The organism is Winogradskyella thalassocola (assembly GCF_900099995.1).
In the GTDB taxonomy this organism is placed as follows: Bacteria; Bacteroidota; Bacteroidia; order Flavobacteriales; family Flavobacteriaceae; genus Winogradskyella; species Winogradskyella thalassocola.
This window is the reverse complement of sequence record NZ_FNCZ01000004.1, coordinates 288,479-306,130: the sequence shown is the minus strand read 5'-3', so window position 1 is coordinate 306,130 and position 17,652 is coordinate 288,479. Positions and strand designations below refer to the sequence as shown.

Genomic DNA, 17,652 nt, shown 5'->3' with positions numbered 1-17,652 from the left:
CTTCGAGGACCGATTTATTTATCAGTAGTCCTAGATTAGCTTTGTTGTTTAATTAGCTGAATCACAACGTTCTTGGGGGTGCTTTATGTTGTCTTTTCGCTACGCTCAGCAATGAATTAGAAACGGTGTTGTGTGCCTTTTTTTTATATTCCATTTCTGTTTTTCCAAGTATGCATTGTTGTCGGATGTTCATTGTCAATAGGATAATTCCGATTTACAAAGTCTAATTGTTTTGGAGTTAGCAAAACAAACATTCCGTCATTTCCACAATTTATAGGATAAAACAGCTCGTTCGAATTTTGTTTCCTTAATTCTGTGTTTAGCATTTCTATGAAATTGACATAGGCAATTCCCCAATCAAGGTCAGAAAATCGTCCGTCAAACGCGGTGTATTCAATTCCGTTCAATTCTATGGTATGTTTCCAAGTGTTTTGGTCTTGTTCGCTTTGTTCGTTTGCGAACTCTAATTTTAGACCGAGTTTTTCAAAAGTGGGCTTAACTTGAGCCAAATATTCTGTGAGTCCTCCGGTCTCAAATAGTTCTTCGCAATCTATCCAATGATAACGACTGTCCATAAAATTCAGTGTTTCTCCTCGCACTGGACCTTGAAAGAAAGTCAAATTCGTGTATGCTTTTTCAAAACCTGCTTTAACAGTATCCAATTCAGATTGGTCAGTTAAATTGAAATATCCCAGTTTTTCTAATGCTACTACGATGTCTTTTCCGCTTAACTTTTTATGGATGTCTTTGTTAAGATTCTCATTCCGAATTTTCGAACTCGCATCTTCTTTTTTAGAATTACAAGCTAAAAACATAAATAAAAATAGGATAAAGAAAATATGTTTCATCGATTTGTCAAATTACACACAAGGTTGATATGTATTGAGGTTGCATGTTAAAGCACCTAAATTAGCAAATAAAAACGGAATAGACCCGAGCTAGCGAACTGACGAAGCGATTTTATAAAGTAGGCCAGAACTCGCAATAAATTATATGCGTCGTTGAGTAACGTTTTAATTCAGTTTAAATATAAAAATTATCACGCCTCTTTATCACAGCTTGTTACAATTAGTCAATTGATTCGTTTAGTTGATAAGACAATCAATCAGACTCGTATATGAATCAACTTATTGTAAACACAAACAACCTCAATTTTTCTTATAATAAATCAGAACAAGATATTGAGAATTTAGAACTAAAAGTTCCTAAAGGCAGTATTTATGGGTTTTTAGGACCCAATGGTTCTGGGAAAAGTACCACAATTCGGTTGCTACTAGGACTTCTAAAGAAAACATCGGGAACAGTTGTTCTTTTTGGAGAAACATTTAATAATAAAACTAGACTTAAAATTTTAGACCAAGTAGGCGCCTTAATAGAGAATCCTTCTTTATATGAGCATTTAGACGCTGTTGATAATCTAAGAATCGCAGCAAATTATCGCCAGAACATATCATTTACTAGAATACATGAAGTCTTAGAAATTGTAAAACTAACACATGCCAAAAACAAGAAAATAAAAGAATATTCTCTAGGCATGAAGCAGCGCTTAGGATTGGCAATGTCGTTATTAAGTAATCCTGAACTCATCATTTTAGACGAGCCAACAAATGGTTTAGATCCCAAAGGAATTATTGAAATGCGGACCTTAATAAAAGACTTAAATGAAACGTATGGTACTACCATCTTTATCTCTAGTCATCTGTTGAGTGAAATAGAAAGAACCTGTACTCATGTTGGTATTATTAGAAATGGTAAGATGATCTATCAAGATACTGTGGCGAGTTTAAAAGTGTCGAAAGGCTCAAATATAAAACTAGATATAGAAGTCGATTTGCCAAATGAAGCGCTGTCAGTTTTAAAAGATTTGAATATGGGAAATGTCGCTTTACTTGATGATTTTTTACAAATTGAGGTTTGTAGTAAAGAAGATATTACAAAAGTGATAGATGTTTTAAGAGCATCAAAAATTAATATTTATCAAGTGACTATTAAAAACAATTTAGAGGAACTTTTCTTATCGCTAACTGAAAACTAAAAATTATGACAGCAATCTCATTCTATATATCAAGTATCAAAAATGAATTTATTAAATTAAAAAGAACATTTGCTTTTTGGCTTACTATTATTAGTGCCATTCTTTTTCCCATATTATTTTTTATAGCCTATTTTTTAAAGCATGAAACCAATACACCAGAAGCTGGAATAAATCCATGGGAAAAATTCATGACGATCCAGATTGAAAATTCTATTCCTTTTTTTATACCCATGTTTATTGTATTAATTACAAGTTTAATTATGCAGATAGAGCATAAATCATTAGGTCTAAAACATTTGTTTGCTTTGCCAGTTCCTAAATGGAGTATCTATTTTGGGAAATTAAGCATTGTGATTTTCGCCATAATTACGACATATGTCTATTATTATTTAGCCATTTTATTGTCAGGATTTTTATTAGGATTAATACATCCAGATCTGGCTTTTTTGAATTTTCAGCCAGAGCATCTAAAATATATTAATATGCTAACAATTTCTTTTGTGGCCTCTTTAGGAATTATAGGTATTCAGTTTTGGTTAAGTTTTAGATATAAAAACTTTATTGTCCCTTTAGGACTTGGGATGTTCTTAGCGATTATTGGGATAATTGTTTCTCAAGCTCCACAATCTATTTATTTCCCTTACTCGTTTAGTGTATTATCTGTTTCTTTAGGTGATAAAATGCCTTTAATTTTGGGTGTCTCGTCTGTTACAGTCTTTAGTGTAATATGTTTTTTAGTAACTAGTGTTTTAGGGTATATTCATATAAAAAAGCTGAATATAAAATAAGTGCTTATATCTAATTATTAGGTGTTTAAATAAATTGAATTTATTAATTAATCGATTTTTAAATCTGGATTGTCCAAATTATTACACACCGGTTTTGTATAAGATTAGTTGCGTGATTTAAATCCTAAAGTTATCAAATAAACCACATGTAAAATGGCACCAGGGCTTTTACAAATAGACTTTTACCAGCAACTAATTTTAAACGGTATTGTGTAATGTATTTTGTTTTTTATGCTGTCAATCCTTTTTGTGTTCTTGTTCAGTATGATTTTGATTTCCATTTATCATGTTATCTTCGTCATATATGGCATTCGACATTCCAAGCATAGCGGCAGTAATTATTAATATAATTTTTCTTTTTATCCATATAAGGATGTGTTTGGATTTCTCCAAATAAGTTTTATTCTTTTGTTTATACATTTTAGTAATGATAAATGATGAGACATTCGTTTTATCATGTTATGCCGTAAAGCATAGTCGCATAGAAAGTAAAATTTGTTCTAGGCTATGTATAAATTTGTATATTGATTACTGGACACGAATTTTTTATGTAAAAAAACGTGTTGAGCTATTATTGAACTTATGGCTTGATACCGTTCAATTTGAAAATTTAAGATTCTTGTAATTTTAGCACTGTAAAAATCTTTCAGGTTGAGAAATGTAAGTAGCGCAACAAATAGTTTTTCTGATGGAAGCTGTTTACCGTAAACATATAATTCCGAATACTTAGGGCTAAATTCTTTTCGGGTATTAATGTATGAGACTTGATGATAGTTAGAAGATTTAACTTGAGAATATAGGGAACACTCATTAACCGTCAGACCGAAAATCAGAAGGAAGGAAATCAGATGTTTTATATATGTCATCAATTTATTGAGTTGAAACTAGCGATTCTAATCTTTGCATGTTAGCAACTAATTTAGTGAATAAATTCTAGATAGACCCGAGCGCAGCGAACTGGTGAAGCAATATCCCGTAGGAATGTTCGTAAGTCGGCTGTGACCTTGCAATTAATCATACACGGTGTTATATAGTTACTTCACTCAATTACTCTAAATTTCACTAAAACCCTTTATTTACAGTACTTTACAATTTTTTACTAAAGTAAAGTAATGCAATAAAATGCGCTAAAATGCTTGTTTTGTTGTACCTATTGTTGTACCTTAGTACTCGGTTGCATCGCTTTGCACACCTTTAAAACCAGTACTTTATGTCTTCAATAAAACTAATTTTAAGAAATAACAAAGTAGATAAAGCAGGAGAAGCACCTCTTTATTTAAGAGTTATCAAAGACCGTAAAACTAAATTCATTTCGTTAAGCCTAAAATTAAAACCAAATGAATGGGATGAAGATAAGCAAAAAGTAAAGAAGAATCACAGTAATTCTACACGACTAAACGCTTACATATCTCAAAAGGTTGCAGATGCAAAAGGCGAGATTGCAGACCTTGAAAGAAGAAACCAATCTACAACCGCAAGAAAACTAAAAGAGGCCATTAAGGGTAAACCCTTAACGAACTTTTTTGACTACTCTGATAATCTTTGCGAAAAGCGAAAAGATACTTTAGCTTATTCAACCTATAAGAATTACAAAACCTATTTAAAGAAATTTGAAAAGTTTGTAGGACATAGAGAATTGATGTTTGAGGATATTACAGTTACAACCTTAAAGGATTTCGCATCTTATTGCAGTTCTACATTAGGCAACAATAATACAACTATAAATTTCTCTTTAAAGATTATGAAAATAATGTTTAAAGAAGCACAAAAAGAAGATTTAATACCTTTGGATTTATTTCCCTTTAACAAGTTCACAGTAAAAAAAGAAAAGAGTACAAAACGCTATCTAACTGCGGAACAGTTTCAGGACTTTATGGATTTAGAAGTTTCTAATAAAGACAAAGCACAGATTATAAAAGATATGTTTATTTTTTCAGTCTTTGCGGGTGGTTTAAGATTTGGGGATATGCTAGAGCTAAAATGGAAGAATTACGATAAGAAAAACGGAAGAATAACAAAGATAATCAGAAAAACAAACAGACAGCACAGCGTTAGAATAGGGCAAAAAGCGGTTGAGATATTAGAGAAGTATCAGCAAAAAGACCAAAAGCAAGAAGATATAATTTTCCCTTTTGCAAATATTGATAAAACCTATTTTACAGATAAAGAGCATAGAAATTTAATAACAGGTAGAGCAATAGCATTAAGTAATATGTATTTGAGAAAAATGGGTACACGTTTAGAACTACCTTTTAATTTATCGTTTCACATAAGCAGACATACATTTGCTACCAGGGCATTAAATAATGGTATGCGTATAGAACACGTTTCTAAATTGATGGACCATTCAGATATTGGTATTACACAAGTGTATGCAAAAATTATTAGTAGTGAGTTAGATAATGCAGTAGATAAATATATCAATTAATATGGGTGCGTTTTCAGATATAGAAATTAAAATACTAGACCGTTTAACAGAGGTTGTAGATGGAGAGTTAGAATCAATTGGTTATGAGAATAGTGAAAAAGATAGAATGCTTTATTCTACCTGTATTAATGATGATGAAAAAGACGAATTAACTAAAAAGGAAATCAAAAAACTTCAGAAGAAAATATCAAAGTGCAATCCAAATATAGCAGGCTATATTTCAGTATTTTTAAATAAGTATGAGCTAGAACAACACGAAGGAGATTTTTATAGTTACAGAGAGCGTATAAGTAGGAATTTTTTAAGTAATTATTATGAAGGTATTGAGCAACTTGCGGAGGAATATACAACAACTGAAAAAGTAGATGCAGAAGATGAAATGTATTTTGAAGCTGTATTAAATGACGAACTATATAATTTTGATAAAAATGAAATAGATGATTTTATTAAATATATGGCTTACGCACAAAGGCTATCAACTTTCAAAAGTATTTTAGAATCTATAGAAGAAGAAAAAGCAAAAAAAGAAATTAGTAAAGAACCAGATCAACCAACGATGACAACCAACCAATTTCAATACGACAACTTCAAAGATTTATTATTAGTAGAAGAATTAGAAAAGCGTGTAGCAATTGAAGCAGTAGAGTACAAAAAGAATTGCGATGACTATTGGGAAACTTATACTTTCGACCCAACCTATTTTGATACGTTTATTTCTGGGGAGTTGTACACTATATTTTTAAACGCCATATATGAAAGAATAAAGCCTTTAAATGACTTTGAAATTAATAAATACCTAACACTATCAGTAAATCAATTTAAGACGCACACACCAGAAAAACGAGCAGAAGCCTTTAAAAGAATTTATCACGACACCTATTGGCATCCAAACTATATGGAGTACAATCCAAATCAGTACGAGAATAAATATCCTGTTCACGTTTGGAAGCATTATACAAATCATTTTCACTTATTTAAAGAAGCATCAGAAAATATCTTACAGGACTTTAAAAAGGGCTTAATTGGAAATGGTAAAAAACAAGAAGTAATTGAGAAACCAAAGACTAAAACAAAATCGAAATATCAATCATTTACCTACATTAATAATCTTACAGGTCAAACACAGTTAACCGATTTAATGAATACTTTAAAGCGTAAAAACCTTATTGATAATTCAACCGATTTAAAAGACTTTAGAAAAGCGTTTAGCGGAGAAGAAATCGAAAAACCTATTGTTTGGACAGGTAATATTAGCGAGCTTTCATATTTCATTAAGCAATTGCATAATGAATTAAAACTTGTTACAGATTTAAAGCAACAACAATGGGCAGTAACTATAAACTGTTTTATTCAAGAAAACGGAGAGCAATATAACCGCACTAAATTAAGAACTCAAAAAGTTCCTACTACATCAAAAAACATTGATATGGCATTAAAAACACTATAATAACACTCTACACTTCAAGTGCAGTATTAAAAAACTTTCTTCAAATAATACAGTTAATCTCTTTTAGGTTAGCTGTTTTTTTTTGCCACTCTACACTCTGCACCTTACTCTAAACCCTTGTTTCTAAAGTGTTTTGAACCTCTATTTCTGACAATCTTTGTTTTCATAATCATTAAAATTTCACACAATGGAAGCAATTATTTTAAGTGCACAACAGTACAAAGAATTAGTAAATCGTTTAGATGTTCTAAACAAAAAACTAGAAGAAAAACAGAAGTCACCAAACGACACATTTCTCGACAATCAAGAATTTCTTCAACTAATGAATATTAGCAAAAGAACAGCGCAATCCTGGAGAGATGAAGGAAAAGTGTCATTTTCTCAAATAGGTTCAAAAATCTATTACAGAATGAGCGATGTACAGAAGCTTTTAGACAAGAACTATAAACAAGCTTTTTCAAGTAAAAAACGCAATTACTAATCCGTAAATCTTAAAGTTATGCAAGCTGTCGTATCTGTCTTTAAAGACTTCGTAAACAAGGTTGAGGATAAGCCTTTAGAAAAAATCCTAAACGATATTAAATTAGGTACTTATAAAACTGAAATAAGCGATATAAGAAACTTATTATCTAATGATAACAAACAGGAAGCAGACCAACTTAAAAAGCAATTAATTGGTTTTACAGTATCAGGTACTTTCAATAATGGTAGAAGTATTGATAAGATAAATGCGTACAGTAAATATGTAATTTTAGATATAGATAAATTAGAATATTCACATTTACAATTAATAAAAAACAACACACGTTTAGCACCTTATACGTATGCATCATTTATTAGTCCTAGTGGTAAAGGCTTGAAAATTATTGTAAAAGTAAATGCAAGTAAAGAGCGTCATAAAGAAGCCTACAAACAAGTTGTAGACTATTACGAACAAGCATTAAATATTGATATTGATACCTCTGGAAGCGATATTTGTCGTTTATGTTTTGTGTCTTATGATGAAGATTGTTTTATCAATGCTAATGCAGATACTTTTGAAGTAATCATAAAACCAAAAGAAATAGCACCACTAATAAAACAGAACAATCAAATAAATAATGATATTGAAGCTTACATATCCGAAATAGAAAAAAAAGGAACCGATATTACAGGAAATTATGAAACGTGGCGAAATTTAGGATTTGCATTATCAGAGGAATATGGAGAAACAGGAAGAGAATACTATCATAGAATTAGTAGGTTTTACATCAAATACAATTACCAACAATGCGATAAACAATTTACCAATTGTTTAAAAGCAAAAGGAACAGGCGTAAATATTTCTACATTTTACTATATGGCACATCAAAATAATATAAAGCCATTTAAAGAAACTATTGAAGAAGAACTATTAATACAAAAAGAAGAAACCAATCTAGAAGATTATTCAGATAGTCCAACGTTCTCAACTTCCTTAATTCCTCAACTTCCGCAGTTCCTTCAACACGTAGTTAAATATACTAAAACAGACCAAGAAAAAGATATAATGATATTAGGTGCAATAACAGCTATAAGTGCTTGTTTGCCTAAAATATACGGTATCTATGATGGCGATAAAGTGTATTCTAATTTATATTTATTTATAACAGCGGCAGCAGCTTCAGGTAAAGGCAAACTAAAATTTTGTAAACGATTAGTATATAAAATTCACAAAACAATGCGTGAAGAAGCAAAACTAATGGAAGCAGAATATGATGCAGAATTAGCACAATACAATAAGAATAAAGCGAAAGATGAAAACCTAAAGAAACCACCAAAACCACCAATTAGAATGTTATTTATTCCTGCAAATAACAGTTCAACTGGTATGTTTCAATTATTACACGATAGTAAAGGTAGAGGACTAATATTTGAAACCGAAGCAGATACACTAGCTAAAAACTTCAAAACAGATTATGGTGATTATTCTGATGGTTTTAGAAATGCGTTTCATCACGAAACAATAAAATATTTTCGTAGAACAGATAGAGAGTATGTAGAGATTGAAGAGCCTTGTTTGTCTTGTGCATTAACAGGCACACCAAAACAAGTTTTGGCGTTAATGCCAAATGCTGAAAATGGTTTATTCAGTCGCTTTATGTTTTATCAAATGCCAACAAGTACCAATTGGAAAAATGTATTTGCTATTGATACTAAAAAAGGCTTAAATGAGTATTTTGATAATTTAGGCAGTGAATTTTATGAGTTATACAGGCAACTAATTACAAATACAGAAATACAGTTTTCGTATACCGAAGAACAACAAGAAGTATTTAATCAATTTTTTTCAAAAATTAATTTATACTATTTAAATGTAAATCCATTAGAGTACAATTCATCAATTAAAAGAATGGGTATTATAGCGTTTAGAATTAGTATGATTTTAACGGTTTTGCGAATACTAGAAACTGGTGATGTTTCAAATCCTTTGTATTGTTCGGATGAAGATTTTCAAACAACACTAACAATGGTAAAAGCATTAATTAAACACAGTAGTAAAGTGTATTCTAGTTTGCCAGAAGATAAAACAGCGATTAATTACAAAAACAAAAGAGAGCAATTTATTGAAAGTTTGCCATTACGTTTTACTACACAAGACTATATTAGTTTTGCAAGTAAATTAAATATTACCCAAAAAACAGCTGAACGCTACATAACCAGTCTTTGTAAGTCTAAATTTTTAGCAAGAGAATCTCAAGGTAATTATTACAATCCATCAAAAGAAGAAAGCGAGGAAAATGAGGAAAGTAAGGGTAATGAGTAGTCAGTTTCCTCAATTCCCTCAATTCCCTCAATTATCATTTTAGGGGTTTATTATAAATATAACGCAATACGTTATATAAATACAAAGTAAATACTATATATTTATAGTTTCAAATCATAAATTTTTATGAACAGAATAAAAGAGGTTTTAGAGGCAAAAGGCATTAAACAAGTCTGGTTAGCAGAAAAGTTAGGTAAAAGCTTCAATACAATTAATGGGTATGTTCAAAACAGAAATCAACCCACACTTGAAGTTCTTTACGATATTGCCAAAATATTAAATGTAGACATAAAAGATTTAATTCTTTCTAATAAAGAAAACAACAACTAATGCCAACAGAAAAAGAACTATTAAAAGAAATAGAAACTCTTAAAAAGAAATTGGAAGTTTCTAATAATCGTATAAAGACTTCTAAATATGGCGTAACGTGGTTAGATGTTCCTGAAGCATTTGAAGAAGAAACAGAAAACCAATTACCTATTCTTAAAGAAGTTAAAGAAAAAGCAATTAAAAATAAGGATAATAATCCAACCCACTTATTAATAGAAGGAGATAATTATCATTCACTAACTTGTTTAAATTATACTCACAAAAATAAAATAGACCTTATTTATATAGATCCACCTTATAATACAGGTAAGGATGGTTTTACTTATAAAGACAAGCGCATTATAAATAAATTTCCTGATGGTACTTTAGTTCCTAAAGATTCACCATTACGTCATAGTTATTGGCTTTCTTTTATGTATAAACGTCTTGATTTAGCAAAAGAGTTATTAAAGGATACAGGTAAAATTGTAATTAGTATTGATGATAATGAGATGGCGAATCTTGTTTTGTTATGTTCAAAAGTCTTTGGTAGTAATAATCAAGTAGCAATACTTCCGACGATAATGAATCTAAAGGGTAATCAAGATGAATTTGGTTTTGCTGGAACACACGAATACACAGTAGTTTTTGCTAAAAACATTAGCAAATGTTCCTTTAATCAATTTGAATTAGATGATTCTGAATTAGAAAAATGGAGTGAAGACGAAATAGGTTTCTTTAAAAAAGGTGCACCTATGAGAGCGACAGGAGAGGAAGATAAGCGTGAAAACCGTGCTGAAATGTTTTATCCAATATTAATAAAAGAAGATGAAGCTTTTGCTATAACTAAAGATGAGCACTTTGCACTTTATGATAAGCCTTCTAAAACTTTTGATGATAAACATTTATCAAATGTAATTAGTAAATACGAAAATTTAGGTTATGAAATTGTACTTCCATATTCAGGCAAGGAGTATGGTAGGTGGCGTTGGGGTTTTTCGGAAAAAAATAGAAAAAGGCTAAAAAATGATGTTATAGTTACAAGAACAAAAAATGGTATCTCTTTATATAAGAAACAAAGACCAGACTTGAACGATTTACCTACTAAAAAACCCAAAACATTATTTTATAAACCTGAATATTCTAGCGGTAATGGTACTTCTCAATTAAAAAATATATTAGGTTACAAAGCATTTAAAAATCCTAAACCAGTTGACTTAATAATAGATTTAATCCAGTTATCAACTAATAAAAAGTCGATAGTTTTAGATTTCTTTGCTGGTTCTGCAACTACTTTACAGGCTTGTTTGGAGTTGAATAATCAAGGATATAACATCCAAAATATTATTTGCACAAATGATGAAGGGAATATTTGTACAGAAGTTACCTATCCTAGAAGCAAAAAAGTAATAAAAGGTTATGTTGATTTAAAAGGTAATGCAATTAGCGGTCTTGGTAATTCGTTAAAATATTATAAAACAGATTTTGTAGGTTCTAATAATATTTTGTCAGCTACAGATGAAGATAAATCTAATTTAGCACAAAAAGCAGGTTATTTACTCTCAATAGCAGAAAACACTCTTGAAGAAATAGAATTAAGTAATTGCTATCAATTATTTGAAAATGAAAAGAAAATAACTGCAATATATTTTAAAGAAGAGTTAACCGAAATGGAAGCTTTTTTAGCTAAAGTAGAAAAAATAAAAAAACCTATTGTGTTGTATTTATTTAGTTGGGGTAACAGAAGTGAGTTTGAAAGTTTATTCGACCATTTAGAACACATTACTATTAAAACAATACCACAACCAATTTTAGAGATTTACAAAAAGATTTACAATATAGTTACTCTATGAGCAAATTTAGTCCACTAAACTTTCAGAAGAAAGCAATAGATAAATTAACATCAACTTTTATAAGACTTTGGGAAAACACGCAAACTCAAAGACATTTAGTTTTTAAATCACCAACAGGTAGTGGTAAAACTTTTATGGTGTCAAATTTTGTACACGGTTTAAACGCATTACCAAATTGGGATTATGATAAAGCTTTTATCTGGATTACTTTTTCAGATGATTTAGCAATGCAAAGTAAAGTTAAGTTTCAAGAGTATTTTGATTCAAATCTCGAAAATGGTTTACTAACAGTTAATGACTTCAAACAAGGTAAATTTCATAAAAACGATATTCTATTTATTAATTGGCAAAAGTTGGTTTCTACAAGTGCCGATAATAGAGTATTGAGACGACCTGATGATGAAATCTTATTAAAAGAACAAGGCTTTTATTTTGAAGATTTAATTGAAAATACACACAAAGAGAATAGAGAAATTATCCTAATTGTAGATGAAAGTCACATAAGTAGTAGGACAACTTTAGCGCAAAATATAATTGATATTATTAATCCTAAAGTGATTTTAAATGTATCTGCAACGCCAAGTTATATACCTAATAGAGATGAGGAAGATGAGGGTCTTGCAGGTTATGTTAGAGTAAATAGAGATGATGTAGTTGCTGAAGGTTTAATCAAAGAAAAGATTGCAGTACAAACAGAGGAAGACTTAAAAAAATATCCGAATAAAGACCAAGATGAATTATTACTTGAATTAGGTATTGAAAGACAGTTAGTACTAAAAGATGAATTTAAAATATTAGGTAAAGACATTAATCCTTTAGTTTTAATTCAATTACCAAATGATGACAATAAGTCAAGTGATAGAAATGAAAAAACGAAAGAAACGGTTGTATTAGATTATTTAGCTAAAAAAGGTATTGACACAGAACGTAAAGTAGCTTTATGGTTTGATGGAAAGCAAAAAAATATGGACTTCATTACTCATAACGAAAGTGATGTGGATTTTATGTTATTTAAACAAGCAGCAGGTACAGGTTGGGATTGTCCTAGAGCGCATATTTTGGTAATGTTTAGAGAGATAAATTCAGCTTCTTTTTACACACAAACTATTGGTAGAATTTTAAGAATGCCAGAGCCAAATTCAAAAGACGATTATAAAAATAATCCAAATTTAAGAACAGGTTATTTATTTACCAATTACAAGCGTAATGATATAGAAATACCAGATCAAACCACAAACAACAAACCTTTCATATATACTTCAAAAAGAAAGGATGATATTGAAAATATTGAAGGATTATATTCAGATTTTGTGTCTAGAGTAGATTATGGTGATTTAGGTCACGCAGTTAAGTTTCAAATGAGTTTTTTAAGTTCATTTAATAACTTTTTTGATGTTGAAGAAAAAGACCATCCCATCACAATAAGAGAAAAAATTGTATCAAAAGGGGTAGATATTAATCCTACTATAACTAATAAATTAATAGTTGATGCAGTATTTACAGATTATGATAAAATCAATTTAGATTATACTACAAAAGGTCACGAAGAAGAATATGATATTTCAAGAAATGATGTAGAAAAACTATTTAATTTTTATTGTTATCAATTACTAACTGAACAAACAGAAACAGAAGCAAAAGTATCAAACGTTTCACGTTCTTGGTCGCCTTTAAAATCAGCATTTAGAGTATGGTTTAAGAGTATATTCGACCAAGATAGTAACTTGTATTACAGAATATTAATTAACGACTTAAATAAAGAGCAATCAAGTGTTTTCAGAGAAGCTTTAACAAAAACACTAAAAACTTATTATCCAATAAAAAAAGCGTTTTTAGAAAAACGTAAAACAGAAATAGAAGAAAGAGAAGCACCTTTGTTTGTAATTAGAGAAGAGTACACATTTACAGATGATTATGCAGAATTAACCAAAGATGAGGGTACATCTTCATTAAGTATAGTTCAACCTTTCTATTTAAAGAAACAATACAATGGTAGGGTAAATGAATTAAAATTCCTCAACTATTTAGAACAACAAAAAGATAAAATAGATTGGTGGTTTAAAAATGGTGATGCAGGTAAAGAATACTATTGTTTAAAATACTTTAATACAGGCAAAAAAGAAGAAGCATTATTTTACCCAGATTGGATAATTAAATTCAAAGATGGCAGAGTAGGTATATTTGATACTAAAAGTGGTAATACAGCACAAAATCCAGAAGGTAGAGCTGTAGGTTTAGCAAATAAATTGATAGCTTTAAATAAAGAAGGAGGTAAATATATTGGTGGTTTAGTAGTGTTAGAAAATAATCAATGGTATTACTTCAATAATGAAAAATACCTCAAAGAACATACAGTAGATAATAAAGTAAATTTTGATTACGATTATACACCAGGCAAATTAACCCAACATTGGAAATTATTTTCTGAAATATTTTAAATTATATGGGTAAAAAAGCAACTACCATTGATGTGCAAATAGCAAAACTTCGCTCAAGAGGTATGATATTAGATCTTGATATAGAGAAAATCAAAGAACATTTATTAGATATTGGTTATTATCGTTTAGGTTTTTATTGGTATCCTTTTGAAGTCGATGCGAAACATAATTTTGAAATTGGCACTAAATTTTCTACAGTAATAGATTTATATTATTTAGATGTTGATTTAAGATACATATTAATTAAATATATAAATCGTTTAGAGTTAAATTTTAGAACAAACTTGATTTATTGGGTTTCAACAAACTATGATAACAATCCAATTTGGTACACAGATAACACAATAATGTCATTTGCCTACTTAAAAGATATTAAATCGCACTACAACAATAATTTTAAAAAAAAGAATTTATTAATTAATAAACATCACGTTAACAATCCTCTCGATAAATATGCACCTTGTTGGAAAACTTTTGAATACTACACTTTTGGTTCTATAGTAAAAGTATACGAAAATATTATCGATGATGAAGTTCGAAAATTAGTTTCTACACAATACAATATAAAGAAACCAGTAAAACTTCAAAACATACTTGACACACTTGTTTTTGTCAGAAATAGTTGCGCACATAGTGGTGTGATTTATGATTTACATATTGATGAAGGTGTAGTTGAAATGCCATCGTATAAGTTTAATAATGATTATAGTCATAGTTTAGATGCTGCAATAAAAGCTTTATTATATGTTATGGAATATATATCATTAGATAGAAAAAAAGAATTAGAGATAAAATTGGACAAATTGTTTAATAAATTTAAAGCGAATCAGACTATAAAAACAATTATAGAAGATAAATTAGGCTATGTATATAGCTGTTAATTTGTTTTTTATTTGTATATTTGCAAAAGATTAGTGTCCTATACTTCATCAGCATTTATGGTGCACTTAAAAAAAATAAACAACCCTAGATACTATCTGGGGTTTTTTTATTATCGAAAATAATTCCCCACAACCCAAAACCCAGTTTTTTGCCGAAAAAGGCAAAAATCCTCTGTCTTTTGTGTTGTTCCGCGCGCCACCGCATAGTTGGTTTTATGTCATAATACTTGTAACCAACGCTATAATGGCACATTGCTTGTTTTATTTAAAAGTATCTATTGTAATAAATTGGTACAATAAAAAAGCAAAGAGCCATTGCCAACGCTCAAAACAACTATTACGCCAAAAAACCAACCCAAAGCTAAGTTACATAATAGAAGTTATAGTAGCAAAAACCTTTTCAAAGGTTGCCTACGGCGTGTTCTTATGTTTTGGTAGCTATAACTGCTATTATGTAAAATATCCGCTCATCCACCGCTCACATCCGTACTTTTAACCACATTTTGAACAAGCATTAAACAGTAGAACATTTAAAAGATTACGTTATTTGATAATAATATTCGTTATCTCATTCAACTGCACAAAACCATCGTTAAGTCCAAGTATTCCTTACCTCAAGTCTTTGTTTGTTTCATTTCGCTAACAAATATTAAAGTCCACTTTTCCCCACCACCCAAGTCAGCGGTTATAAAAAAATAGGTTTATAATATTTTGTAGTACGCCATAGCACATTACTTTTTATCGTGCCTCAAAAAAGCAATAAGCTATTGTCTAAAAGTCCTGTATAAGTAGCTTATTTAAATGCTGTTTTATCAAACAACTATTTAAAACGCTACCCATACAAACGCTTCATCCACCGCTCGATACCGTACAAAAACCTATTTTTTTAAGTGTTAATTCCCCAGAAAAGTTATATTTAGGGTATGAAAAAAATGATTGAAGATTTATTTGATTTATTCTTTCCTCACGATATAGATGATAACGGTAATAAAATCGAAAATCCTGAAGGCGATGATTCTTATTCTACAAAAGTCTTCACAATTGTTATGATTGTTATTATAGTAATATTAACAGGTTTAGTATTAAAATAAAAAAAGGTAGCAAATATATGTGGCTACCTCTGCCAGCCGCACAAGGCAGTAAAGGTCAAGCCCTACGGGTTTTGAATAAAACTTTTTTTACAATATTTCTGCTATTTCATTAAACATTTTAACTCAAAAAACTTTTATCCAAAAACCTTGACAGCCTTACCCACGCCACAATAACTATGGCTATCTTTTTTTCTTTTCAAAAAAAATAATGGTGCGAAGCGTAGCGAAGCAATTTTAAATTGGATAGCTATGTCAACTTTTGAACTAAAAACACACAAATCTGGTCGCACTTACTCGAACCCTCATTTTTTTATTCTAAACAAAGGTCTAAACAGCGGAAAACCGCTCTCAAATCCTTGTCCTAATTGTTTTGTATTGCAAACTTCAACCGAAGAAGCAAAAAACACATTATTTCACTTATCGATGATGTTGCAAATAGGCGGATTTTACGCCTACTATTTAAAAGGTAGTGTTATTCCGTTTATCTCAATAGATGATTGTAGAAGCACGCTTAAAAAAGGTTTAAAATCAAGTGATAATATCGCTAATCAGATGCAAAAACATATTAATGCGGTTTCTGTTATCTGTAAAAAGGAAAAAGAGCTTCAAAATGTCATTGATAAAATGGCAGTTTTAAAGGTGGCATATATCCGTAATTGTTTCAAAATAATGCAAAGCAAAGAAGCCTAACGCAAAGGCATCTAAAGAGCCTGAAACCGTAACAATATGGCACAATATTAGTTATATTAGTAACGAAAATAAGGTTTAAAAGCAATGTTAAGTCCGTACCAAATCCGAACGAGTATTAATTTTAAATTTAAATAGTAATGGGTAAAATTGCACAGGGTATTTTAGGAGGGTTATCAGGAAAAGTAGGTAACATTATTGGAGGTAGTTGGAAAGGTATTGACTACATCAGAATTAAGCCATCGAGCGTGGCAAATCCTCGAACAGAGGGACAAGTGAATCAGCGTAATAAATTTACTATTACATTGGAGTATTTGCAAGCGACTAAAGATTTTATCAAAATCGGTTATAAGTCATTTGCGACCAAGAAAACAGAATTTAATGCAGCAATGTCTTATGTATTAAATAATGCGGTAGGAGGTATCGCACCTAACTTTACGATTGATTATTCTTTAGCTTTATTAAGTAGAGGTCCTTTATCTGGCGTATTAAATGGCACAACCGATTTAGCAACCGCAGGACAAGTAAGTTTTGATTGGGATGATAACTCGGCAGAAGGCAACGCAAGTGTAACAGACAAAGCGATGGTATTGGTTTACAATCCAAGTAAAAAAGAATCAATTTCTATTTTGGATGGTGCTGATAGAACTGTAGGTTCGCAAGTGGTTACAATACCAAATACCTATGCAGGAGACACAGTAGAGCTATTTATGGCGTTTGTTTCTGCTGATGGTACACAAGTATCAAATAGTGTGTATTTAGGCTCTGGTACGGCAGCTTAATAACTTTAAGTTTAAATACATATTGAAAACCGTTTCTATTGGTTTAGGAACGGTTTTTTTAATTCTTGTTTATTGATAAACTAAACGATTTGCAATTTTATTTAACTATCTCAATCTCAATAATTTTA

14 protein-coding genes are annotated in these 17,652 nt (G+C 30.2%); 13 read left to right on the top strand and 1 reads right to left on the bottom strand.

Translation table 11 applies throughout. The features are described from left to right. Positions 1-143: 143 nt before the first annotated feature. Positions 144-848, bottom strand: a complete 705-nt coding sequence (locus tag BLT80_RS12485) for a hypothetical protein (RefSeq protein ID WP_092468462.1) — start codon at positions 846-848, stop codon at positions 144-146. Positions 849-1,117: 269 nt separating this feature from the next. Here BLT80_RS12485 and BLT80_RS12480 point away from each other — a divergent pair, with 269 nt between their 5' ends. From BLT80_RS12480 to BLT80_RS12420, 13 genes are all read left to right on the top strand, one after another. Next, positions 1,118-2,035 carry an ABC transporter ATP-binding protein gene (locus BLT80_RS12480; RefSeq protein WP_092468459.1) on the top strand — a complete coding sequence of 306 codons (918 nt, stop codon included), beginning with the start codon at positions 1,118-1,120 and terminating at the stop codon, positions 2,033-2,035. A 5-nt stretch (positions 2,036-2,040) separates the two neighbouring features. Then, positions 2,041-2,823 carry an ABC transporter permease gene (locus BLT80_RS12475; protein WP_092468457.1) on the top strand — a complete coding sequence of 261 codons (783 nt, stop codon included), beginning with the start codon at positions 2,041-2,043 and terminating at the stop codon, positions 2,821-2,823. A gap of 1,210 nt (positions 2,824-4,033) precedes the next feature. After that, positions 4,034-5,251 (top strand): site-specific integrase, encoded by a 1,218-nt coding sequence (locus BLT80_RS12465; protein ID WP_092468453.1) that lies wholly within the window; start codon positions 4,034-4,036, stop codon positions 5,249-5,251. Position 5,252: 1 nt separating this feature from the next. Further along, on the top strand, positions 5,253-6,698 hold the full coding sequence (locus BLT80_RS12460; protein ID WP_092468451.1) for a hypothetical protein: 1,446 nt from the start codon (positions 5,253-5,255) through the stop codon (positions 6,696-6,698). A 187-nt stretch (positions 6,699-6,885) separates the two neighbouring features. Further along, positions 6,886-7,179 (top strand): helix-turn-helix domain-containing protein, encoded by a 294-nt coding sequence (locus tag BLT80_RS12455; RefSeq protein ID WP_092468449.1) that lies wholly within the window; start codon positions 6,886-6,888, stop codon positions 7,177-7,179. An 18-nt stretch (positions 7,180-7,197) separates the two neighbouring features. Further along, a complete protein-coding gene (locus BLT80_RS12450; RefSeq protein ID WP_092468447.1) occupies positions 7,198-9,483 on the top strand; it encodes a DUF3987 domain-containing protein in 2,286 nt (761 codons plus the stop codon). 126 nt (positions 9,484-9,609) lie between these two features. Further along, positions 9,610-9,813, top strand: coding sequence for a helix-turn-helix domain-containing protein (locus tag BLT80_RS12445; protein ID WP_092468446.1), 204 nt, complete (start codon positions 9,610-9,612; stop codon positions 9,811-9,813). Continuing rightward, the gene (locus tag BLT80_RS12440; RefSeq protein ID WP_092468445.1) at positions 9,813-11,645 is read left to right on the top strand and encodes a site-specific DNA-methyltransferase; all 1,833 of its coding nucleotides are present in this window, start codon (positions 9,813-9,815) and stop codon (positions 11,643-11,645) included. The genes BLT80_RS12445 and BLT80_RS12440 overlap by 1 nt, the downstream gene beginning before the upstream one ends. After that, positions 11,642-14,083, top strand: coding sequence for a DEAD/DEAH box helicase (locus tag BLT80_RS12435; RefSeq protein WP_092468444.1), 2,442 nt, complete (start codon positions 11,642-11,644; stop codon positions 14,081-14,083). The genes BLT80_RS12440 and BLT80_RS12435 overlap by 4 nt, the downstream gene beginning before the upstream one ends. A 5-nt stretch (positions 14,084-14,088) precedes the next feature. Continuing rightward, the gene (locus tag BLT80_RS12430; RefSeq protein ID WP_092468443.1) at positions 14,089-14,964 is read left to right on the top strand and encodes an Abi family protein; all 876 of its coding nucleotides are present in this window, start codon (positions 14,089-14,091) and stop codon (positions 14,962-14,964) included. A 923-nt stretch (positions 14,965-15,887) separates the two neighbouring features. Then, positions 15,888-16,055, top strand: a complete 168-nt coding sequence (locus BLT80_RS20125) for a hypothetical protein (protein ID WP_175455606.1) — start codon at positions 15,888-15,890, stop codon at positions 16,053-16,055. Between the two features lie 249 nt (positions 16,056-16,304). Further along, the gene (locus tag BLT80_RS12425; protein WP_092468441.1) at positions 16,305-16,745 is read left to right on the top strand and encodes a DUF6943 family protein; all 441 of its coding nucleotides are present in this window, start codon (positions 16,305-16,307) and stop codon (positions 16,743-16,745) included. A gap of 137 nt (positions 16,746-16,882) precedes the next feature. After that, positions 16,883-17,524: a DUF6266 family protein gene (locus tag BLT80_RS12420; protein WP_092468439.1), complete on the top strand. Its 642-nt coding sequence runs from the start codon at positions 16,883-16,885 to the stop codon at positions 17,522-17,524. Positions 17,525-17,652: the final 128 nt, after the last annotated feature.